The organism is Beijerinckia sp. 28-YEA-48, assembly GCF_900104955.1.
Classification (GTDB): Bacteria; Pseudomonadota; Alphaproteobacteria; order Rhizobiales; family Beijerinckiaceae; genus Terripilifer.
Genome location: NZ_FNSI01000001.1, coordinates 2,549,717 through 2,569,653 on the forward strand (window position 1 = coordinate 2,549,717; position 19,937 = coordinate 2,569,653).

The 19,937-nt window shown below is 59.9% G+C and carries 19 protein-coding genes and 1 tRNA gene; 14 read left to right on the forward strand and 6 right to left on the reverse strand.

Annotated features, from left to right (window positions below):
• The first annotated feature begins 36 nt into the window (after window positions 1–36).
• Window positions 37–1,437: a nucleobase:cation symporter-2 family protein gene (locus tag BLW50_RS12000; protein ID WP_090702313.1), complete on the forward strand. Its 1,401-nt coding sequence runs from the start codon at window positions 37–39 to the stop codon at window positions 1,435–1,437.
• A 65-nt stretch (window positions 1,438–1,502) separates the two neighbouring features.
• Here the strand turns inward: BLW50_RS12000 and BLW50_RS12005 are convergent, their stop codons facing one another.
• Both BLW50_RS12005 and BLW50_RS12010 read right to left on the reverse strand, forming a co-directional pair.
• Window positions 1,503–2,375 (reverse strand): amidohydrolase family protein, encoded by an 873-nt coding sequence (locus tag BLW50_RS12005; protein ID WP_090702317.1) that lies wholly within the window; start codon window positions 2,373–2,375, stop codon window positions 1,503–1,505.
• A gap of 96 nt (window positions 2,376–2,471) precedes the next feature.
• On the reverse strand, window positions 2,472–2,888 hold the full coding sequence (locus BLW50_RS12010) for a DOPA 4,5-dioxygenase family protein (protein ID WP_244544216.1): 417 nt from the start codon (window positions 2,886–2,888) through the stop codon (window positions 2,472–2,474).
• Between the two features lie 290 nt (window positions 2,889–3,178).
• Here BLW50_RS12010 and BLW50_RS12015 point away from each other — a divergent pair, with 290 nt between their 5' ends.
• The 3 genes from BLW50_RS12015 (at window position 3,179) to BLW50_RS12025 (ending at window position 5,974) form a co-directional block, all read left to right on the forward strand.
• Window positions 3,179–3,952 carry a ferredoxin--NADP reductase gene (locus BLW50_RS12015; protein ID WP_090702319.1) on the forward strand — a complete coding sequence of 258 codons (774 nt, stop codon included), beginning with the start codon at window positions 3,179–3,181 and terminating at the stop codon, window positions 3,950–3,952.
• Window positions 3,953–4,373: 421 nt separating this feature from the next.
• Window positions 4,374–5,564: an FkbM family methyltransferase gene (locus BLW50_RS12020; protein WP_090702322.1), complete on the forward strand. Its 1,191-nt coding sequence runs from the start codon at window positions 4,374–4,376 to the stop codon at window positions 5,562–5,564.
• Between the two features lie 334 nt (window positions 5,565–5,898).
• A tRNA-Phe gene (locus BLW50_RS12025) sits at window positions 5,899–5,974 on the forward strand.
• A gap of 80 nt (window positions 5,975–6,054) precedes the next feature.
• Here the strand turns inward: BLW50_RS12025 and BLW50_RS12030 are convergent.
• Both BLW50_RS12030 and BLW50_RS12035 read right to left on the reverse strand, forming a co-directional pair.
• Window positions 6,055–6,435, reverse strand: coding sequence for a hypothetical protein (locus tag BLW50_RS12030; protein WP_244544217.1), 381 nt, complete (start codon window positions 6,433–6,435; stop codon window positions 6,055–6,057).
• A complete protein-coding gene (locus BLW50_RS12035; RefSeq protein WP_244544218.1) occupies window positions 6,432–8,015 on the reverse strand; it encodes a DHA2 family efflux MFS transporter permease subunit in 1,584 nt (527 codons plus the stop codon). Before BLW50_RS12035 ends, BLW50_RS12030 begins: the two co-directional genes overlap by 4 nt.
• Before the next feature lie 193 nt (window positions 8,016–8,208).
• Between BLW50_RS12035 and BLW50_RS12040 the strand changes: the two genes are divergently transcribed.
• From BLW50_RS12040 to BLW50_RS12050, 3 genes are all read left to right on the forward strand, one after another.
• Window positions 8,209–8,775, forward strand: coding sequence for a TetR/AcrR family transcriptional regulator (locus tag BLW50_RS12040; protein ID WP_244544219.1), 567 nt, complete (start codon window positions 8,209–8,211; stop codon window positions 8,773–8,775).
• Between the two features lie 98 nt (window positions 8,776–8,873).
• Window positions 8,874–10,505: a Na+/H+ antiporter gene (locus BLW50_RS12045; protein ID WP_090702332.1), complete on the forward strand. Its 1,632-nt coding sequence runs from the start codon at window positions 8,874–8,876 to the stop codon at window positions 10,503–10,505.
• A 130-nt stretch (window positions 10,506–10,635) separates the two neighbouring features.
• A complete protein-coding gene (locus BLW50_RS12050; protein WP_090702334.1) occupies window positions 10,636–11,361 on the forward strand; it encodes an MgtC/SapB family protein in 726 nt (241 codons plus the stop codon).
• On the opposite strand, the gene BLW50_RS12055 is transcribed toward BLW50_RS12050, so the two are convergent.
• Together BLW50_RS12055 and BLW50_RS12060 are read right to left on the reverse strand one after the other, a co-directional pair.
• Window positions 11,358–11,756, reverse strand: a complete 399-nt coding sequence (locus BLW50_RS12055) for a DUF930 domain-containing protein (protein ID WP_244544220.1) — start codon at window positions 11,754–11,756, stop codon at window positions 11,358–11,360. The genes BLW50_RS12050 and BLW50_RS12055 overlap by 4 nt on opposite strands.
• Before the next feature lie 422 nt (window positions 11,757–12,178).
• Window positions 12,179–13,120 (reverse strand): Bug family tripartite tricarboxylate transporter substrate binding protein, encoded by a 942-nt coding sequence (locus BLW50_RS12060; protein WP_170850119.1) that lies wholly within the window; start codon window positions 13,118–13,120, stop codon window positions 12,179–12,181.
• 258 nt (window positions 13,121–13,378) lie between these two features.
• Between BLW50_RS12060 and BLW50_RS12065 the strand changes: the two genes are divergently transcribed.
• The 7 genes from BLW50_RS12065 to BLW50_RS12095 all read left to right on the forward strand — a co-directional run bounded on the left by BLW50_RS12065 (window position 13,379) and on the right by BLW50_RS12095 (window position 19,933).
• The gene (locus BLW50_RS12065; protein WP_090702343.1) at window positions 13,379–14,047 is read left to right on the forward strand and encodes a TetR/AcrR family transcriptional regulator; all 669 of its coding nucleotides are present in this window, start codon (window positions 13,379–13,381) and stop codon (window positions 14,045–14,047) included.
• A 162-nt stretch (window positions 14,048–14,209) separates the two neighbouring features.
• The gene (locus tag BLW50_RS12070) at window positions 14,210–15,376 is read left to right on the forward strand and encodes a cobalamin-independent methionine synthase II family protein (RefSeq protein ID WP_090702345.1); all 1,167 of its coding nucleotides are present in this window, start codon (window positions 14,210–14,212) and stop codon (window positions 15,374–15,376) included.
• A 50-nt stretch (window positions 15,377–15,426) separates the two neighbouring features.
• Complete coding sequence (locus BLW50_RS12075; RefSeq protein ID WP_090702348.1) at window positions 15,427–16,590, forward strand: ABC transporter substrate-binding protein; 1,164 nt, start codon at window positions 15,427–15,429, stop codon at window positions 16,588–16,590.
• Between the two features lie 27 nt (window positions 16,591–16,617).
• Window positions 16,618–17,541, forward strand: a complete 924-nt coding sequence (locus tag BLW50_RS12080) for a branched-chain amino acid ABC transporter permease (protein WP_090702350.1) — start codon at window positions 16,618–16,620, stop codon at window positions 17,539–17,541.
• Between the two features lie 4 nt (window positions 17,542–17,545).
• Complete coding sequence (locus BLW50_RS12085) at window positions 17,546–18,478, forward strand: branched-chain amino acid ABC transporter permease (protein WP_090702353.1); 933 nt, start codon at window positions 17,546–17,548, stop codon at window positions 18,476–18,478.
• Window positions 18,471–19,226 (forward strand): ABC transporter ATP-binding protein, encoded by a 756-nt coding sequence (locus tag BLW50_RS12090; protein ID WP_090702356.1) that lies wholly within the window; start codon window positions 18,471–18,473, stop codon window positions 19,224–19,226. The genes BLW50_RS12085 and BLW50_RS12090 overlap by 8 nt, the downstream gene beginning before the upstream one ends.
• The gene (locus BLW50_RS12095) at window positions 19,223–19,933 is read left to right on the forward strand and encodes an ABC transporter ATP-binding protein (protein WP_090702358.1); all 711 of its coding nucleotides are present in this window, start codon (window positions 19,223–19,225) and stop codon (window positions 19,931–19,933) included. Before BLW50_RS12090 ends, BLW50_RS12095 begins: the two co-directional genes overlap by 4 nt.
• The last annotated feature ends 4 nt before the right edge of the window (window positions 19,934–19,937 follow it).

Here is a 19,937-nt window from a genome sequence, read left to right on the forward strand (position 1 = left end):
TGCGTATCGACGCGCGCCAACTGCAAGGGGGATGTCATGAGCGATTCAAATATAAATAAGGTCGATCAAAAACTGCCTCTCGGCATTTTGACGGCGCTCGGCCTGCAACATGTCTTGGTGATGTATGCGGGCGCGGTGGCGGTCCCCTTGATCATCGGACGCGCTCTCAAATTGCCACCGGAAGACGTCGCCTTTCTGATCAGCGCCGACCTTTTCGCCTGTGGTATCGCTACGCTCGTGCAAAGTTATGGCATCTGGGGCACGGGCATCCGTCTGCCGGTGATGATGGGTGTTACCTTCGCCTCCGTCGGCCCGATGTTGACCATGGCCAACATGCCCGAGATCGGCATTCTCGGTATTTTTGGCTCGGTGATCGCCGCCGGCATATTCGGCACGTTGGTGGCGCCCTTCATCTCACGCCTCCTGCCGCTGTTCCCCCCTGTCGTGACCGGTACGATCATCATGATCATCGGCATTTCATTGATGCGCGTCGGTATCAACTGGGCCGGCGGCGGCATCCCCACCCTCACCCGCGTCGTCGATGGTGTGGCTGGCCAGTTTCCCAATCCCGCCTATGGACAATTACAGGGACTGGGGCTGGCTCTTTTCGTTCTTCTGGTCATCCTCGCTATCATCAGATGGACGGACGGATTTCTGCGTAACATCTCCGTTCTGCTCGGCATCGTCATCGGCTGCATTATCGCCTCCGTCATGGGCGTGATGCATTTCGAAAAGGTGATCTCCGCTCCGTGGTTCGACATCGTCACACCGTTTCATTTCGGCGTGCCGAAATTCCATCTCGTGCCCGTTCTCACCATGTGCATCGTGATGATCGTGGTGATGATCGAGTCGCTCGGCATGTTCCTGGCGCTGGCGGAAATGACCGGTGTCAAAGTCAAACAGAATGATCTGACACGCGGCCTGCGCGCTGACGGCGTCGGTACGCTCATCGGCGGTATCTTCAACACCTTCCCCTATACGTCATTTTCGCAGAACGTCGGCCTCGTCGGCATCACAGGCGTGCGCTCGCGCTGGGTGACGATCACCGGTGGTGTCATCTTGTTGTTGCTCGGCCTCCTGCCGAAAATGGCGGCGCTGGTCGAAGCGGTGCCGACAGTGGTGCTCGGCGGCGCCGGCCTGGTCATGTTCGGCATGGTGGCGGCGACCGGTGCACGCATTCTCACCAACGTCGACTTCAAGAGCAGCCCCAACAACATGTTCGTTGTGGCGATCTCAGTCGGCTTCGGCATGATTCCACTTGCCGCACCGAACTTTTTCAAGAATCTGCCGCACGATCTGCATCCGCTGCTCGAATCCGGCATTCTGCTGTGCGCCATCTCCGCCGTCGCACTGAATGCCTTCTTCAACGGCATCAAGAGCATGGACGAGGCGCAGGCCGAAGCCTCGACCTCGGCGGCGAAGATCGAACACGCCTGACATTCCACTGCATAAAAAGGGGCCGCCGGAACAATCCGGCGGCCCCTCTTCTTTTCATCTTTCAATCAGCCGCGCAGCTTGAGGAGCTTGATGGCGTTCTCCTTGAGGATCAGCGGCCGCACTTCCGGCTTGATATCGATGGCCTCGAAATCCTTCAGCCAGCGATCCGGCGTGATGGCCGGAAAGTCGGAACCAAACAGCACTTTGTGCTTCAACAGCGAATTGGCGTATTGCACGAGGATCGGCGGAAAATATTTCGGCGACCAACCCGACAGGTCGATATAGACGTTGGGCTTGTGCAGGGCGACGGCACACGCCTCCTCCTGCCAGGGGAAGGACGGATGCGCCATGATGATCGGCATGTCCGGGAAGTCAGCCGCCACCGCATCGAGATACATCGGATTGGAATATTCGAGCTTGATGCCGTAGCCGCCGCGCATGCCTGAGCCAACGCCCGTCTGGCCGGTGTGAAACAGCGCCGGCTTGCCGGTTTCCGCGATCGCTTCATAGAGCGGGTAGCACATGCGATCGCTGGGGTGGAAACCCTGGGTCGAGGGATGGAATTTGAATCCCTGCACGCCGAAATCGCGCACCAGCCGCTTCGCTTCACGCGCGCCGAGCTTGCCCTTGTGCGGGTCGATCGAGGCGAAGGGAATCATGATGTCGGAGTTTTCGTTGGCCAAAGTCGCCACTTCCTCGTTGGGATAGCGGCGGTGACCGAGATTGTGCTCGTGATCGACGGTGAAGATGACGACGGCGATTTTACGCTTGCGGTAATATTCGGCGATCTCCGGAATGGTCGGCTGCTCGAATTCCTTCTTGAAATATTTCTTCATCCCCTCCTGCAGGTCGCGAGAATCCTCCCACGACGGGCAACCGCACGGACCCTCCGCATGGGTGTGAACGTCAATCGCCACCAGATTATCAAGATCGAGCATCGTATCGCCTTACCAAACTGCGCCCCTCGCGCGCCGGCATACTAACTATCATGGACCCTGATATGCAACCTCGCTGGTTCGGCGACCCAGCGCGCCTTAAGCCGCCAGGGTCGGCGTGGTATTCGGCACGATCGCATCGTCCGGCTCGCCCACGGTGGAGACCGGCAATTGCTCGACATTGAGGATCGGCAGCACTTCGCCGAGCCACAGCGCATTGACCAGATGGTCCTGGCGCGGATGACGCGTGTCGGGATGGACAAGGATGGTGAGGCCGGCGCGATTGATCATCAGCCAGGGCACGAAGGCGGCGAATTGATCGACCTCGAACGCCACCTGATACATCGGCCGCGCATGGGGGCCGACGAGCCGATCATGCCAGCGGCCGAGCTGGACGCGGAATCGCTCGCCAATCCGTGCCCGCAGGGTCTCGGCAACGGCCCGCTCCGTCGCGTCCTTGAAATAGATATGGGCATGATAGCCGATGATGGTGTCGAGCGGATTTGGCGTGTTCATCTGTATCCCCATGCCGGACTCGAGACCGGATCCACCCATCTGCCACGTTGTCGAAATCCAAAACAAACTGACAAGTGCGATCGGCGCATATCTCCGCCGCAATCACAAGCGATTGACAGGCGGGTTATTAAATTATACTTCTTTTGGAAGTGATATTAAAATATATACACTAGAATAATGATAAATAGCAACTTGACAAGGTACGCCCATCCCTGTCGTCTGCGAGGCCCTTCTTCAGCTTAGCTGTTGATGTCACGCCGGCCCAACCCGAACCAACACAACGAGCCCGTATGTCAGCCTTCAACAAGGAACAAGTTCTCTCGGTTCGCCACTGGACCGACACGCTGTTCAGCTTCACCACCACCCGCGATCCCGGCTTCCGCTTCTTGAACGGCCAATTCACGATGATGGGCCTCGAAGTCGATGGCCGGCCGCTGCTGCGCGCTTACAGCATGGCCAGCGCCAATTACGAAGAGAACCTCGAGTTCTTCAGCATCAAAGTGCCCGATGGGCCGCTGACCTCGCGGCTGCAGAAGATCAAGGAAGGCGACATCATCCTCGTCGGCCGCAAGGCGACCGGCACTTTGATCACTGATAACCTCCTGCCCGGCAAGCGCCTGCTGCTGCTGTCGACCGGCACGGGCCTCGCGCCCTTCGCCAGCCTGATCAAGGATCCCGACATCTATGAGCGCTACGAGCAGGTCGTGCTCGTGCACGGTTGCCGTCAGGTGTCCGAACTCTCCTATGGCGAAAAGCTGGTGGCGCGCCTGCGTGAAGACGACGTATTGGCCGAATACACCAGCGACAAGCTGATCTACTATCCGACCGTGACCCGCGAGCCGTTCCAGAACCGCGGCCGCGTCACCGATCTGATCTCATCGGGCAAACTCTTCGACGACATCGGCCTGCCGCGCCTCGATCTCGAAACCGATCGCGCCATGCTGTGCGGCAACCCGAGCATGCTGGAAGAACTGCGCATCATGTTCGAAGAGCGCGGCTTCGACGAAGGCAGCCACAGCAAGCCCGGCCATTTCGTCATCGAGAAGGCGTTCGTCGAGCGGTGATGAGAGTGGTGGGAAGGTATGACCTTCCCATGCTGCCCCGGCTTTCCTTGATTTGGAGCGGCGCAAAAGCCGAGCCCCGTAACGGATCGAATCCGCCAAACGCGCGGTTTGGAATCGCCGGGCGCGCGCTGCAGACACGATCTTTCCTGGCCGATCGTTCGGCATTCCATCCGCGCTCCGCAACCTGCGGGACACCGACCATTCCTGTCCGCGATCTACATGGGCGGCGGGCTGACGCCGTGAGCCGGCTTGGGCGCCGTACCTGATAAGCGTTTGAATCGGACCGATTGCATTTCGATAGAAGCGCTATTTTGCCTGCGATCCCTATTTTGACCCACCTTTGTAACGTTTGACGTTTCCTTCAAACCGTAAATCGCTATAGCGTACCTGCTTGGAAACACTCGTTAGCTGAGAGGGAAGAATGGAAGGCCAATATTACTTTTTGGGCGACAATGTTGGCCTTGCGAAAGTTCACGGCACCCAAAGCTATATCTGCGTCGATACCCGCTCATGGGAGTCGATGATCTTCATCACCGGCGGCGCCGTCGAGCCAGATGAGGTGGAGGCTTTCAAGCGGTTTCTTTCCCCTGCGGACGTCGTCCTCGACATTGGCGCCAACTTTGGCCTCTACTCTCTGATTGCGGGGGATGTCGTTAGGGACAACGGTCGCCTTTTCTCGTTTGAAGCCAGCCCGCATACATTCCAGTTTCTAAAGCGAACGGCGCTGGTTAATCGCCTGTTTTGGAGCGGGAGGAATTCCTTTGTAAACGCCGCGGTTTCAGACGCGCCGGGAGAAGCTTCGTTCGTTTCCTATATGAATAGCCTGGGTGGGAGCCACATCCAAAATGCTTCACAGGATCTGCCGGAAGCAACCGTTGTTGATCGCGTCAAACAAATCTCTATCGACGATTTTCTCGACAAGGACCTGAAGGTCGATCTGGTCAAAATCGACGTCGAAGGCAATGAGCTTAACGTCCTCAAAGGAATGCAGGAGGTTATCAAAAGATCGCCGTCTATCAGGATCATCCTCGAATATTATACGAACTCTGCCGAGCCTACCGAGCAAGGCAAGGCCGTTTTGGATTTCATTTGGAGCATTGGCCTGACGGCCTGTTCAATCGGCGGGAAAGGAATTCTCACCGAGATTCCGAAAGGCAAGTATCCAACCGGGAATTTGTACTTGTTCCTGACGAAGACACCCCAACAAGATGTCGTGAGAACATCCAATCTGATTGCCCTCAAAATGAGAGGCTTTCAATATCACAATGTCTATCGAGGCCCATCTGCGCTGCTGCATGGCGATGGCACGTTCAAGTTTGAGAAGTCGCATCATCTCGAAACGACTGAACCTACCCTGTTCTTCGGCCCCTATATTCCCCTCCAGAGGGGTCGCTATCAGCTACGAGCCAAAGCGGAATCGACGGGGCCTGCGCACATCACATTTGCTCATGATCTCGGGAATACGATTGTCGCCCAATTCATCATCGACGATTGGAAGTCTCCAATAGAATTTACTCTCGATATCGACATTTCTGATCTGGAAATCATCGTTCGCCGGACACCCGATCTTGAACGCTTGCAGATTTCTGAGATGGAGTTGGCCCGGATTTAACCTCGAGCTTTTACGGCACGGCCTCGAGGTTGAGATTAAGGCCTTCAGGCGGACGAGGCCGCACAGACGCGAACCCAATGGCACGCGCCTGTGCGGGATCTGGCCGAGGTCGTGCCGGAATCACCATATCAAGGCATCGACGCATCAAAGCGCGGTCAGATCCCGCGCGGCTTTTCCAAACGGCTTTGGCTGAGAGATCGGAAGAGCGCGTTTCCCTTTGCCGAACACCGGTTTACACGATGATGAGGACAATCTGCCTCGTTATCCCCTTGTGGACTTTACAAGCCCTCGGGCGCTTCCTATAAGGCCCCACTTTCCGCTCTCAGCGCGAAATGCCCAAGTAGCTCAGTTGGTAGAGCATGCGACTGAAAATCGCAGTGTCGGTGGTTCGATTCCGCCCTTGGGCACCATTAAATCAATAACTTATGACAGCAGCGAGACGGGCAGGCGGAAAATCGCTCGTCCGCCGGCTGTTCGCCCACCCCGCCGCTCAAAAACTCTCGCGCGCCAGTCGAATCGCCTCAGCCTCGCTCGCCGCCAGGGCCATCGGATAGGGCGAGGCTTTGGCGCGGCCGGGCAGCAGGCGTTGCATCTCGGCGCGCTGGGTGTCGTCCTCAACCACGTAGATGGTGCGCTTCACCAGCCGGCTCAGGTCCGCCTTGCGGGCCTTGATCCAGAGGATCATCGGCTTGCCGGCGCCTGGTTGCGGCTGGTCCTCGACATGGGCGATGACGACCAAGGGAAGGTCGCGGGCGAGGAGCTGGTCGTATTCGGCCACCCAGTCCTTGCCGTCCTGTTCGCTGACAAGCTGGCCTGTGGCGATGAAGATACTCGGCTCGGTCTCGCGGAAGAATTTCATGGGGGCACTCATGATGGGCTGTCCTCTGTGATCAACGGTCGGGACCGACGCGCCTTTGCCAGCAAGGCGATCGGCACCAGCAGGCCGAACAGGCCGGCGCAGATGGCGGCGCTGGAGAAGCCTTGCGCGAAGGCATCGGCCAGCATGGGTTTGAAAACGCCTGGTGCCAGCGCCAGGCCTTGCGGCATTTCGTGCCGCTGGACCGCGATGCTGGCGAGCGCGAGCGCATCGCCGATCCGTATCGCCGCCAACCCGTCTGTCATTGTGGAGAGGGCGCGCGCGCTCATCAGCGTGCCGAGAAGCGCGATGCCGATGGTCATGCCGCTCTGGCGCAGGGCGTTCATTGTCGCCGAGCCAGTGCCACTCATAGCGCGCGGCACGGCAGCCATGGCCGCAGCGCCCGTGGCTGGCACCGAGAGCCCCAGGCCGATGCCCAGCACCGTGAAGAGACAGGCAACGATGGCGTAAGGCGTCGACGGCGTGATCCAGGCCAGCGCCAGCATCGACAGGCCGAGCAGGACATAGCCTGAGATCATCAAACGGCGCATGCCGTGGCGATGCGCCAGGCGGCCGAATTGCGAGGCTGAGGCCGCCATGGCGATGAACACCGGCGTCATGCGCCAGCCGGCCTGCGTTGCCGACCAGCCCTGCACCTGTTGCAGAAACAGAGAGAACAGGAACAGGCTGCTGTAGCCGGAAAATCCGAGCACGAAGGAAGCGAAATTAACGCTGGCGAAGGTGCGATCGCGAAACAACGCGACGGGCAAGATCGGGCGCGCCACACGCAACTCAACGACGATGAAGAGAATGAAGGCGACCAGCGCGATGACGAGCGCCAACACGGTGGAAGGCGCCGCCCAGCCCGCATCGCCAGCATCGATGAGCGCATAGGTGAGCCCGCCGAGGCCGAGCACGCTCAACACCTGCCCCAGCGGATCGAACGAGGCATGCTCGGGATCGGCGCTCTCCTGTACGCCCCAGAGCCCGATGGCCAATGTCACCGCACCGAGCGGCAGGTTGATGAGGAAGATGCTGCGCCAGGAGACATGATCGACCAGCAGGCCGCCCAGCAGCGGACCGACGATCAGCGCCACTCCGCTGAAGGAGGACCAGCCGCCGATCACATGGGCGCGCTCCCGCGGATCGGGAAAAGCCTGCGTCAGGATCGACAACGAACCCGGGATCACCACGGCGCCAGCCATGCCCTGCAGCGCGCAACCAGCGATGAGAAGCGGCAGCGATGACGCGGCGGCGCAGACTGCCGATCCGAAAATAAACAGCGCCACTCCCGACAGCCAGACGCGCTTGCGCCCATAGCGATCGCTGAGCGGGCCAGCCGACAGCATGAAAGCCGAGAGGCAGAGCGCATAGGCGCCGACGACCCATTGCAGGCCAGAGAACTCCACCTTGAGGGCTGACTGGATGGCCGGCAGGGCGACGGTGACGAGACTGATGGCGAGCGAGGCCATCAGCGTGCCGAGATAGACGGCGGCGATGGTCAGGCGCTTGCCCGTCGTGGACAGCGGCGGGAACGTGGCCTGAGCGTTGGGCAGCGGCGTGTAGGGAGCGCTGGACGGGGACATGAGCGGCATCTGGATTTTCCTTCTACCGCTCTCCCCTTATTTATAGACCGACCGTCGGTCAATTTAATTATCTGTTTGTAAATAATTCTAAATCTCGCCTATTGACTAGAAGTCAGAAAGAACAATAGGTTCCCGCACGATGGCCAACCTGAAAGAATCGATAGCTTTAGCCGGACACCCTGGGCGGCCTCGGAAGCGGCGCGTGCTACCGGCTGAAGTGCGCATCGACGGTCTGTTGAGCGCCGCCGCCGACCTGTTCGTCAGCAAAGGCATCGAGGCCACCACCGTGGACGACATCGTCGCCCGCGCCGGCGTCGCCAAGGGCACTTTTTACCACTACTTCCCCACCAAAGCCGACGTGATCCTGGCGCTGCGGGAACGCTTCTCGCGCGACTTCACTGAGAGGGTGGCCTCGGCCATCGCTGTCTGCCCGCCGGACGATCATGCCGCGCGGATCACCGCCTGGCTGAGCGGCGCGGTCGCCACCTATCTCGCCAATTACGAACTGCATGACGTGGTCTTCCACGATTTCACCCACAGCCGACGCCAATCGCAGGAGAAGGATGTGGTGCTCGCGCAGCTCATCGCCCTGTTCCAGGATGGGGAAAAGGCCGGCGCCTGGACGCTGCCAAACGCCCGGATGACCGCCCTCGTCTTTTTCGATGGCATGCATGGCGCGGTCGATGACGCGATCGCCGCCGGCGGCCGCGATCCCCAGCCGATCATAGATCAGCTCTCGACGTTATTCACGCGCATGCTGCGGACCTGAACGGCTCAGCCGAACTTTGGCTGGATCGGGGCAGCGAATTTCACAACTATGTCAGGATTTGCTGTCCTATAGCGTGCCCCACCTGAAAGTGACTCGCTTTGGCCACCGCCACGTTCATCCTTCTGCTCCTTGTGCTGGTCGCCCTGTCGGGCGTGATCGTGCGCTTCGTACCGATCCCCCTGCCGATCATCCAGATCGTTCTCGGCGTGCTGCTCGCCTGGCCCGCCGATGGCCTGCAGGTGGGGATGAACCCGGAAATCTTCATGCTGGTCTTCATCCCGCCGCTCCTGTTCATCGAAGGCGTTCTGGCGCCCAAGCGTGAATTCGATGCATTGAAAGGGCCGATCCTTGGCCTCGCCTTCGGCCTGGTCTTCCTCACCATCCTGGTTTTCGGCTTCGCACTGAACTGGCTGCTTCCCGTCATCCCCTTGCCCGTCGCCTTCGCGCTCGCCGCGGTGCTGGCGCCAACCGACGCTGTCGCCGTCGGCTCGATCATCAACAAGAACCTCGTGCCGAGCTACGTCATGCACGTGCTCGAAGGCGAATCCTTGCTCAACGACGCATCCGGCCTCGTTGTCTTTCGCTTCGCTGTCGCGGCGGCTTTAACTGGCCAGTTCTCGCCCACGGAGACGGTGCTCTCCTTCATCGCCGTGGTGATCGGCGGCGTGTTGTGTGGCGGCCTCATGCTGGTGGCGACAGCCAAATTGCTGCGAGTGGTCGCCAAGGTCGGCGATGTCAGATCGGAAGTGCAGGTGCTGATCCTGCTCCTGTTGCCCTTCGCCGCCTATCTGCTCGCTGAATATTTCCACGCCTCGGGCATTCTAGCCGCCGTCACAGCCGGGCTCTACATCAGTGCGTCCGGCCTCTTCGGCTCGCTCAGCGTGCCGGCGCGCCTACAGAATATGACGTTGATCGAGGTGCTCTCCTTTGTCTTCAACGGCGGCGTGTTTCTGCTGCTGGGTCTGCAATTGCCCGAGATCATCCGCAAAATCCCGGCGGAGCTGTCGCTTTACGGCACGGTTGCCGAGCCGATCATCGCGGTGTTCACCCTCACTCTGATCCTGCTCGCCATTCGCTTCGCCTGGATCAACTGGGGCTCTTTCATGCGCGGCGTCATCGAGCGGCTGAGTGGCAAGGCTCGGCGGCGGGCGAGCATGCGCATCAAGATCGTCATGTCGCTGGCTGGCGTGCGTGGCGCCATCACCCTCGCCGGTATTCTGTCGCTACCCCTGGTCCTGCCGAACGGCTCACCTTTCCCAGCGCGCGACCTTGTCATCTTCATCGCCGCTGGCGTCATCATCTGCTCCATCCTGATCGCCAGCGTCACCCTGCCCTTCGTCGCGCGCGGCATTCCGCTGGATAAAGAAGATGTCATCGCCAATGAGGAGCGGTTGGCCCGCGTGACCGCAGCGGAAGCGGCGATTGCGCGGATTGAGCTGATGGTCGACGAGAACCAGGGCGATGCCGACAAAGCCGCGGTGCGCCAGGCGGTCGCCAGCCAGCTCATCGCCATCTACCAGCAATATGTGATCGCCGGTGAAAACGATGAACAGCCTTCGCAACATCTGATGCCGGTCATCACTGAAATGCGTGAGGCCGCCCTGCAAGCGGAAACCGTAGCCTTAGCGAAATTGATGCGCGAGAAGAAGATCAACGACACCACCATGCGGATGATCATGACCGAGATCACCATGCAGCAGGCGCTGACCGAGCAGCGCAAAACGAGATAAAGACGAGATAGGCGGCCTCGACATTGAAAGCATGCGGCCGCGAGACGTGACGCCGAGGTCAACCTCGGTTATTCATTGACGATCGCTTCGCCAACTTGGCTCCGCCCATCCATCCCTGGAGGCCCCGCCGATGCACATTGGCCAGATCCTCGACTCCATCGCGCAAGCACCGGTCGGCCCCGGCACGCTGGCACAATGGGAATTCGTCCTGCGGCTGTTCGTGGCTGCGATCCTCGGCAGCCTGATCGGCATCGAACGCGAGCGGCTCGCCTGGGCGGCGGGCTTGCGCACCCATATGCTGGTCTCCGTCGGGTCCTGCCTGGTGATGATCGTTTCGGCCTTCGGCTTTGCCGATGTGCTAGGCGGGCAGAATATCGTGCTCGATCCATCGCGCATCGCCGCCCAGGTCGTCTCGGGCATCGGCTTCGTCGGCGCTGGCTGCATTTTGTTGCGTGGCGAAATCGTCCGCGGCCTGACAACCGCCGCGAGCCTATGGACGGTGGCCGCGATTGGTCTTGCGGTCGGCGGAGGTCTCTATATTGGCGCGGTGGCTGCCACGCTCATCGTGCTGACCATTCTGGCCGGTGTAAAACCGCTCGAGGAATGGCTGCAGCATCGCTACGAAGTGCATCAGCTTGACGTCCTCGCCGATCATCGCACCCTTAGCTATGATCAGGTGCGCCAGATTTTGGGCTACCGATCGACCCGCATGATCAGCTTCGTCTCCGAGCCGGCCGAGGATGGCGCGGCCGACCAGATTCAGATCCGGCTGCACCGCATGCCCACAAGCGATCTGCATGAGGTTGTTCGCCTGCTGGCGACCGTGCCCCATGTCCGCAGCGTCATGTCGGTTTAGTTATAGAGGGAATACTTCTTCCAGTCCTGACGCTCGACCTTCTCGCCGACCTCGTATGACAGGTCTTTAACGCCCAGGCGGTGCGGGCCCGTGCGACATTGATAGGCGAGATGATACCAATCACCCCGGCTGCGGAACGACGCGCCAGGTGCATTGATCGAGTCACCTTTGTAGCTTGGATCGGAGAAGGTGTAGGCAATCACCTTGTCGACGCGAAACTGATTGTGTTCCTTGTTGATGCGCGACATCAGCTCGGTATCGCAGGCCTGCTCAAGCCTTGCCGTCGGCTCAAGCCGCATCAGCTCCCTCTTGATCCGTTCGTCAAAAGAATGGGCTGGCCCGCTCGCCAATACGACCACAGTCAGGATCCAAAAGCTATGCTTCGCCTTCAACACGATATCCTACATCTCCGTGGATTATTCTGAACCGTGTTACCCTGAACAAGGCAAAAGTGCGACCTAATTTTAACGATTAATACAGCGGCGTGAACAGCCTTTGCAGATCGGTTCACTTTCCCACAGGTTCACCATAAGTTGATGCAAGTCCTAAGCCCCATCCTGTTTGAAAACGCGTCGCTCAAACAACGAGGCCAAGGCGATTCCGATCAGATAGCAAGCGATATCGCCCAGGAAAAGAAGCGGCCAATCAGCAATACGCCGATAGCCGTGCGGCGAAATGCATCAAGCCATTCGGTATGAACCAGGGCCAACCTTGCGCGCGATCGGCGGCCACAGATTGGCCGCCGATGCCGAATTTCTATCGACCGGTTCAATCGATATCCATCATCCGCTTAAGGGCTCGTGAGAGCAGCCTTCACTCACTGGAAGGTGAGATTGGCCGCCTTCACAATGTGGCTGAAGCCAGCAATATCCGCTTCGATCACCTTGCGAAACTCTTCCGGCGAGATCGCGCCCGGCTCGGCGCCGAGCATGCGCAACCGGCTGCTCACCTCCGGATCGCGCACGGCCTGCTGAAAGACAGCAACCAGTTTCTTGACGATCGCTGGCGGCGTGCCGGCTGGCGTCAACAGGCCCGACCACAACATGGTGTTGACACGTGGCACTCCGGCTTCCGCTGTCGTCGGCACATCCGGCAATTCCGGCGCGCGTTGTGGGCCTGTCACGGCGAGCGCCCGCACACGACCATCCTTAACTTGCTCCACTGTCGGCGGCGGATCGGCGATGGCCAGCAGGCACAATTCCTGGTTCACACATTGCACCATTTCGGCGGTGCTTTTCAGCGGCAGCGCGACGCCCGGCATGCCGGTCTCAAGCTTGAGAAGCTCGACCGTCATGGTGAAAGCCGGCGATGAGGTTCCATAGGTCGCCTTGTCAGGATTGTTCTTGGCATAGGCGACGAGGTCGGCGATGGATTTTATCGGCGATGTGCTCGGAACGACGAGCACCAAGGGAAAACTGGCAATCGTCGTCAGCGGCTCGAAGCTCTTTGTCGGATGATAGGCGAGGTTAGGATAGACGGCGGCGGCCATCGACATATTGCCGCTGGCGCCGACAAACAGCGTATAGCCATCGGCCGGTTGGGTCGCGACATATTCGGCCGCCATGCGGCCTCCGGCGGCGGGTCGATTTTCGATGATCAGTTGCTGCCCCATGATCGTGGAAGCTTTCGCACCGACCACGCGCGCAAAAATGTCGTTGCCGCCCCCGGCCGCGAACGGCACGATCAGGCGAATGGGTCGATTGGGATAATCGGTCGCTGCCGACTGCGCCTCAGCGCTGGCCGTCACACCGCCCAGCATCAGGAATGCCAGGACCGCTCCCCGCCATAGCCTCACGATTTGCTTTATTTCTGCTCTTGCCCTGCCCGTCCAAAACCCCACGAGCCTACCATGCGCTATCGCGGCCATGCTGGCATCCCTCCCAAATTTTTTACATGGGAAGCCTAGACCGTTTCCCGTCTGGATGCGAGCGGGAGCTTGGCACCTTCTCCTTGGCGCGTTCTGGACAAATCCAACAACAGGAGCGATGACACATCATTCGATCCCCATGGTTATGGCATGAAACAATCCGGTTCAGGCAAACGACGCACGCAGGCTGAGCGACGCAGCGAGACACAAGCCGCCATTCTGGCCGCCGCCATGCAGATCCTGGCGGAAGATGGCTATCTCAATTTCAGCGCCAGCCGCGTCGCATCCGTTGCCGGCGTATCGCGTGGCGCCCAGGAGCACTACTTCCCCCGCAAGGCCGACCTCATGGAGGCGGCCGTCAAACATGCGATGGCGGAAGCCGTGGATCATGCGGAACGGCTGTCGCGCACGGTGAATCACACCAGCGATCCGATCGAGAAGTTCCTGATCGATTCCGAGCATTTCTTTTTCAGCCCGATGTTTCGCGCCTTGATGGAGATCATGATCGCCTGCCGCTCCGACCGCGAATTGGCCACGGTCGTCAATCCAGTGGTGCGCAAGGCGCGTATCACCCTCAATCGCATCTGGACGGAGACATTAAGCGCCGCCGGTTATCCGGAAGAGAGCGCACGTCAATTCGTCGAGGTGAGCCACTTCACCATGCGCGGCTTTTTCCTCGTCAGCACATGGCTGCCCTACAAGGTCGACCGCAAAGCGATGGTTGAAGCCTTGCGTCAGCTTGCCCCCGTCGCCTTGCACATGGATGCACCGGCCCGCGCACCAGCCAGAACAGCGACACGTCGCATCCCCAAAGGCTGAGCTGAAGCAAGTTCCCACTTCCGCCCAACCGTATGCTGCACAATCAAAAACAAGGAGCGCTCCTTGTAAGTTGATTTCCGTTTGGGTTTATGCCTATCGTTACAGCCATAGCCGCCGGGGTGAGGGATTTTCCGGCTGATCTGATTTCTGGGAGGAACGCAGATGGCACTGCAGCAGAATACCAATCGCATTCAGACGACCCATATTGGCAGCCTGCCACGCCCCCACAATCTGCTCGACCTCATGCGACAGAAGTTCGCCGGCAAGCCCTATGATGAGGCGGCGCTCGATGCGCTGATCGCCAAGGCCGTCACTGATTCCGTGCGCAAGCAGGTGGACTGCGGCATCGACATCGTCACCGACGGTGAGTTCTCCAAGCCCGGTTTCTTCACCTATATCCGCGAACGGCTGGAGGGTTTCGAGGCGCGTCCAGATCAAAAACTGCATATCTTCCAAAAGGAAGTCGCGGCCTTTCCGGCCTATTACGAGCAATATTTCAAAGAAGCGATGATGGGCGGCACCATCGTGCCGATCGTGCCCGTGGTCTGCACTGGGCCGGTCAAGTATCGCGGCGAAGCGGCCGTGCAACGCGACATCAAAAACATTAAAGCAGCGGCGAAAGCGGCAGGCATTTCAGACGACAAGGTCTTCTTACCCGCCACCGCGCCGTCCGGCGTCGGCATCAATGAATATTACAAGACCGAGGAAGAGTATTTCCATGCTCTCGCGGCCGAACTGAACAAGGAATATCGGCTCATCATCGAAGCCGGCATTCTGCTGCAGGTCGATGATCCATTCTTGCCGGATATTTTCGTCGAGCCGGATCTTGACACCAAGCAGATGAAACGGCGCGCGGAAATCTATATCGAGGCCGCCAATGCCGCGCTGAAGGGCATTCCGGCCGAGCGCGTTCGCTATCACACCTGCTACGGTGTCAACGAAGGTCCGCGCATCTATGAAGCGGCTCTCAGCGAAATCATCAACTATGTCCTGCAGGTCAACGCCGGCTCGGTCAGTTTCGAAGCGGCGAACCCGCGCCACGAACATGAATATCATCTGTTCGAGACCATCAAAGTGCCGAAAGACAAGGTGCTTTGCCCCGGTGTCATCACCCATGCCAGCAATATCGTCGAGCATCCGGAACTGATCGCCGAGCGCATCATCCGCTTCGCCAAGCTGGTGGGACGCGAGAATGTCATGGCCGGCGCCGACTGTGGTTTCTCCTCACAGGCGCTTTACAAGACCGAAGTGCATGACACCGTGATCTGGGAGAAGTTCAAAGCCATGCGCGAGGGAGCGGATATCGCGACGAAGAAACTCTGGTCCTAGAGCCCGGCTCTAGGTTCTCGTTTTAACGCTACGTTTTTCGGGAGGGGAAAATGGACAAGCGTATCCTGCTGCTCGCCGCGGCCGGCCTGTTGGCCGTCCCGGCGCAAGCCGCCGACAAGATCACTTTGGGCTTCATGTCGACCCTGTCGGGTCCCAATGCCATCATCGGCACCGAGATTCGCGACGGCATGCAGCTTGCGGTCGAGCAACTCGGCGGCAAAATCGGCGGCCTGCCGGCCCGTGTCATCATCGAGGATGACCAGCAGAAGGCCGACGTGGCCCGGCAGCTAGCGGAGAAATTCGTTCAGTCCGACAAGGTCGATGCCGCCATCGGCTTCAGCTTTTCCAACCTGATGCTGGCGGTCTACAAGCCGCTGGTCGATGCCAAGACGATCACCATCAGCTCCAATCCCGGGCCATCGCAACTCGCCGGCAAGGATTGCTCGCCTTATTTCTTCTCGACCTCCTGGCAGGGCGACAATTGGGCTGAGGGCATGGGCGCCTATCTGCAAAAGAAGGGCCTGCAGAACATCTATGTGATCGCGCCGAACTATGCGGCGGGCAAGGATGTCATCGCCGGCCTCAAGCGCTTCTACAAGGGCACTGTCGCGGCGGAAGTTTATACGCCGCTGACCCAGCTCGACTTCTCCGCCGAGCTGTCGCAGATCAAAGCCAGCAATGCCAGCGCCGTCTTCGCCTTCTATCCAGGCGGTCTTGGCGTGCAGTTCGTCAAGCAATATTCTCAGGCCGGGCTGAAGGAGAAATTTCCGCTCTACAGCGCCTATACGGTCGATGAATCGACCCTGCCCGCCATCGGCGACGATGCGCTTGGCTTGATCGTTGCGACCTCCTGGGCGCCCGATCTCGACAATGCCACCAACAAAAAGTTCGTCGCGGGCTTTGAGAAGAAATACGGCCGCGTGCCGGCACCCTATGCGGTGCATGCTTATGACACGATCATGCTGCTCGACACCGCCGTGAAGGCCGTCAACGGCAAGATCGAGGACAAGCCGGCTTTCCTAGCCGCCCTGCGCAAAGCGAATTTTGAATCGCCGCGCGGTCCGTTCCGCTTCAACACCAACCAGTTCCCGATCCAGACTTTCTATCAAGGCGAGGTGAAGAAGGGGGCAGACGGCAAGCCGCGCATCGTCATCCAGGACAAGGCGTTGGAGAATTATGGCGATGCCTATGCCCAAACCTGTTCGATGAAATAGGGCAGCCGCACCAGATCAGGCCCCGCCATGAGCGCGACCCTGTTGCTCGAACAATGCCTCAATGGCATGCAGCTCGGCATCATGCTGTTTCTGATGTCGGCCGGGCTGACGCTCGTGTTCGGCATCATGAACCTGGTCAATCTGGCCCATGGTTCATTCTATATGGTCGGGGCCTATCTCTGCGCCTTCGTCTATGCCTCGACCCAATCCTTCCTGCTCGGCGTTCTCGCCGGGCTGGGTGGCGCGCTTGCCATCGGGCTGATCGCCGAAGTGCTGATCTTCCGCCGCATCTACAAAGGCGATCATCTCGATCATGTGTTGGTGACCTTCGGGCTCACCTTGATCTTCAACGATCTGGTGCGCCTGATCTGGGGGCCGGCGGCGCTCTTTGCCCGCGTGCCCAACTTTCTTGCGGGCCAAATCAATCTGTTCGGCCTGATCTCCTATCCCGCTTATCGGCTGGCGATCATCATCGTTGGCCTCGCGGTCGCCGTCCTGCTCTATCTGCTCTTGCGCCACACGCGCCTTGGCATGCTGATCCGCGCCAGCGCCTCCAACCGCACCATGGCCAGCGCGCTCGGCGTCAATGTGGTCGTCCTCTATGCGCTGGTCTTCACGCTTGGCGCTGGCCTCGCCGGTCTCGCCGGGCTAATGGCCGGCCCGATCTTCACCGTCATTCCCGGCATGGGCGACAATGTGTTGATCCTCGCCTTTGTCGTCATCGTCGTCGGCGGGCTCGGTTCGGTCGAGGGCGCGTTTTGTGCGGCGCTGATCATCGGCCTGATCGATACGCTTGGGCGCTCGTTCATGAAGCCGCTGTTTGGCCTGTTCCTCGATCGCGCCGCCGCCGACAACAGCGCGCCGGCCATCGCCTCCATGCTCATCTATATTCTGATGGCCATCATCCTGTTCCTGCGGCCGCAGGGCCTATTCCCTCCCAAGAGCCGCTGAGGACATGAGCAAAGAACGCATCGGTCTGGCCCTGGTGATCGTCCTCGCGCTGCTGCCCGTGCTGTTCGCGGCCATGGGCGAGAGCTATTATCTCACCGTCGCGACACGGATGATGATCTTCGGTATCGCCGCCCTCAGCCTCGATCTCATTCTAGGATTTGGCGGCCTGATCAGCTTGGGACACGCGGTTTATCTCGGCATCGGCGGCTATGCGGTGGGCATCCTCGATTTTTACGGCATCAGCAACGGCCTGGTGCAGCTGGGCGCCGCGACGCTCGCCTCCGCCTTCGCCGCGTTCTGCATCGGTGCGGTGTCGCTGCGCACCAGCGGCGTCTTCTTCCTGATGATCACGCTGGCCTTCAGCCAGATGGTCTACTTTCTCGCCATCAGCATCAACAGTTTCGGCGGCGACGATGGCCTGAGCCTGAATGCCCATAGCGATCTCGGCCTCAACTTTGGCAATACGCAGGTCTTCTATTATTTCGTCCTCGCCTGCCTGGCCTTCTTCCTTTGGCTCAGCTGCCGGCTGGTGCGCTCGCGCTTCGGCATGTTGTTGCGCGGCATGAAATTCAACGAGAGCCGCATGATCGCCATCGGCTTTCCGACCTTCCGCTACAAGCTGACGGCCTTCGTCATTTCCGGTGCGATCTGCGGCTTCGCCGGCGCCCTGCTCGCCAACCAAACCCTCTTCGTCTCGCCCTCCATCATGCAGTGGACGCGATCGGGCGATCTGCTCGTCATGGTGATCGCCGGCGGCATGGGCACGATCGTCGGCCCGGTCATCGGCGCGATCCTGTTTCTCCTGCTCGAAAAAGTGCTGGCGTCCTGGACGATCTACTGGGGTGCTTTGCTCGGTTCGATCCTGATCGCGCTGGTACTGATGGGCAAAACCGGGCTTCTCGGCAGCAGCGCCAAAAGCGGCAAATCCCATGGCTGATGTGCTGCTTGAAACCCAGCAAATCCGTAAACGCTATGGCGGCATCGTCGCCAGCGATGGGATCGACCTCGACGTTAAGCGTGGCTCCCTGCACGCGGTCATCGGCCCCAATGGCGCCGGCAAGACCACATTGATCGCGCAACTCGCCGGACAGTTGCGGCCAGACAGCGGCACCATCCTGTTCGATGGCGAGCCGGTGGACCGGCTGCCGGCCTATCAGCGCGCACGGGCGGGCTTCGCCCGCTCGTTTCAGATCACCAATGTCATTCTCGAATTGACCGTACTCGACAATCTGGCGCTGGCGGTTCAGGCGCGCGAGCCGCACAGCTTTCGCTTCTGGACTGATGCCAGCCGCGATCCGAAACTACGCGATCCGGCGGGCAAGGTCCTCAATACCATTGGCCTTGATGAGCGCGCCGATGTCCCCGCCGGGCAATTGTCGCACGGCGAAAAACGCGCGCTCGAAATCGGCATCGCGCTGGCAACCGAACCAAAACTGCTGCTGCTCGACGAGCCACTGGCCGGCACGGGCCCCGAGGAAGCCGCACGCGTGGTCAAATTGCTCGCCTCGATCAAGGGCCAAGTGACCATCCTGATGATCGAGCACGATATGGACGCCGTGTTCGCTTTGGCCGATGTCATTTCGGTTCTGGTCTCGGGCCGTATCATCGCCAGCGGCCTGCCGGCTGACATTCGCGCCAATGCGGAGGTGCGGCGCGCCTATCTCGGTGACGAGGGCGCAGTATGAGTGAAGAGCCTCTGCTCTCGGTCAATGGCCTGGAAGCCGGCTATGGCGAGAGCCGCGTCTTGTTTGGCATCGGGCTCGACATCCGCGAGGGCGAAGTGGTGACCCTGCTCGGCCGCAACGGCATGGGCAAGACCACCACCATCCACACAATCATGGGCATCGTCACGCCGACGGCAGGAAACATCCGCTTTCGCGGCGCTGCCGTGGATCAATTACCGGCCTATGCGATCGCGCGGCGTGGCATCGGGCTTGTGCCCGAGGGGCGGCAGATCTTTCCCAATCTGTCGGTGCGCGAAAATCTTGTCGCCACGGCGACACGGCGCAACGCCAATGGCTGGGATGTGGAACGGGTGCTGCGCCTGTTTCCGCCTTTACGCGAAAGGCTGTCGAGCTGGGGCAATCTGCTGTCGGGCGGTGAGCAGCAGATGCTGGCCATCGGCCGCGCTTTGCTCACCAATCCGCGTCTGCTGATCCTGGATGAGGCGACCGAAGGGCTGGCGCCGCTGGTGCGCGCCCATATCTGGGGCGTGATCGAGGAGATCAAGGCGACCGGTATGTCGATTTTGATCGTCGACAAAAATGTCGAAGCCCTCACACGCATCGCCGACCGGCACTATGTGCTCGAACGCGGCCGCGTGGTGTGGAGTGGGACGTCCGCTGCGCTGCTGGCCGATACCGAAATCAAGACTCGCTATCTCGGCGTCTAAAGCA

Excerpts from the sequence above, each read along its gene's own strand:
- BLW50_RS12090 (WP_090702356.1), top strand. The coding sequence starts at position 18,471 with ATGGCTGATGTGCTGCTTGAAACCCAGCAAATCCGTAAACGCTATGGC.
- BLW50_RS12000 (WP_090702313.1), top strand. The coding sequence starts at position 37 with ATGAGCGATTCAAATATAAATAAGGTCGATCAAAAACTGCCTCTCGGC.
- BLW50_RS12080 (WP_090702350.1), top strand. The coding sequence starts at position 16,618 with ATGAGCGCGACCCTGTTGCTCGAACAATGCCTCAATGGCATGCAGCTC.
- BLW50_RS12070 (WP_090702345.1), top strand. The coding sequence starts at position 14,210 with ATGGCACTGCAGCAGAATACCAATCGCATTCAGACGACCCATATTGGC.
- BLW50_RS12015 (WP_090702319.1), top strand. The coding sequence starts at position 3,179 with ATGTCAGCCTTCAACAAGGAACAAGTTCTCTCGGTTCGCCACTGGACC.
- BLW50_RS12005 (WP_090702317.1), bottom strand. The coding sequence starts at position 2,375 with ATGCTCGATCTTGATAATCTGGTGGCGATTGACGTTCACACCCATGCG.
- BLW50_RS12020 (WP_090702322.1), top strand. The coding sequence starts at position 4,374 with ATGGAAGGCCAATATTACTTTTTGGGCGACAATGTTGGCCTTGCGAAA.
- BLW50_RS12050 (WP_090702334.1), top strand. The coding sequence starts at position 10,636 with ATGCACATTGGCCAGATCCTCGACTCCATCGCGCAAGCACCGGTCGGC.
- BLW50_RS12010 (WP_244544216.1), bottom strand. The coding sequence starts at position 2,888 with ATGAACACGCCAAATCCGCTCGACACCATCATCGGCTATCATGCCCAT.
- BLW50_RS12035 (WP_244544218.1), bottom strand. The coding sequence starts at position 8,015 with ATGCCGCTCATGTCCCCGTCCAGCGCTCCCTACACGCCGCTGCCCAAC.
- BLW50_RS12085 (WP_090702353.1), top strand. The coding sequence starts at position 17,546 with ATGAGCAAAGAACGCATCGGTCTGGCCCTGGTGATCGTCCTCGCGCTG.
- BLW50_RS12095 (WP_090702358.1), top strand. The coding sequence starts at position 19,223 with ATGAGTGAAGAGCCTCTGCTCTCGGTCAATGGCCTGGAAGCCGGCTAT.
- BLW50_RS12060 (WP_170850119.1), bottom strand. The coding sequence starts at position 13,120 with ATGCTGGGCGGTGTGACGGCCAGCGCTGAGGCGCAGTCGGCAGCGACC.
- BLW50_RS12030 (WP_244544217.1), bottom strand. The coding sequence starts at position 6,435 with ATGAGTGCCCCCATGAAATTCTTCCGCGAGACCGAGCCGAGTATCTTC.
- BLW50_RS12075 (WP_090702348.1), top strand. The coding sequence starts at position 15,427 with ATGGACAAGCGTATCCTGCTGCTCGCCGCGGCCGGCCTGTTGGCCGTC.
- BLW50_RS12065 (WP_090702343.1), top strand. The coding sequence starts at position 13,379 with ATGAAACAATCCGGTTCAGGCAAACGACGCACGCAGGCTGAGCGACGC.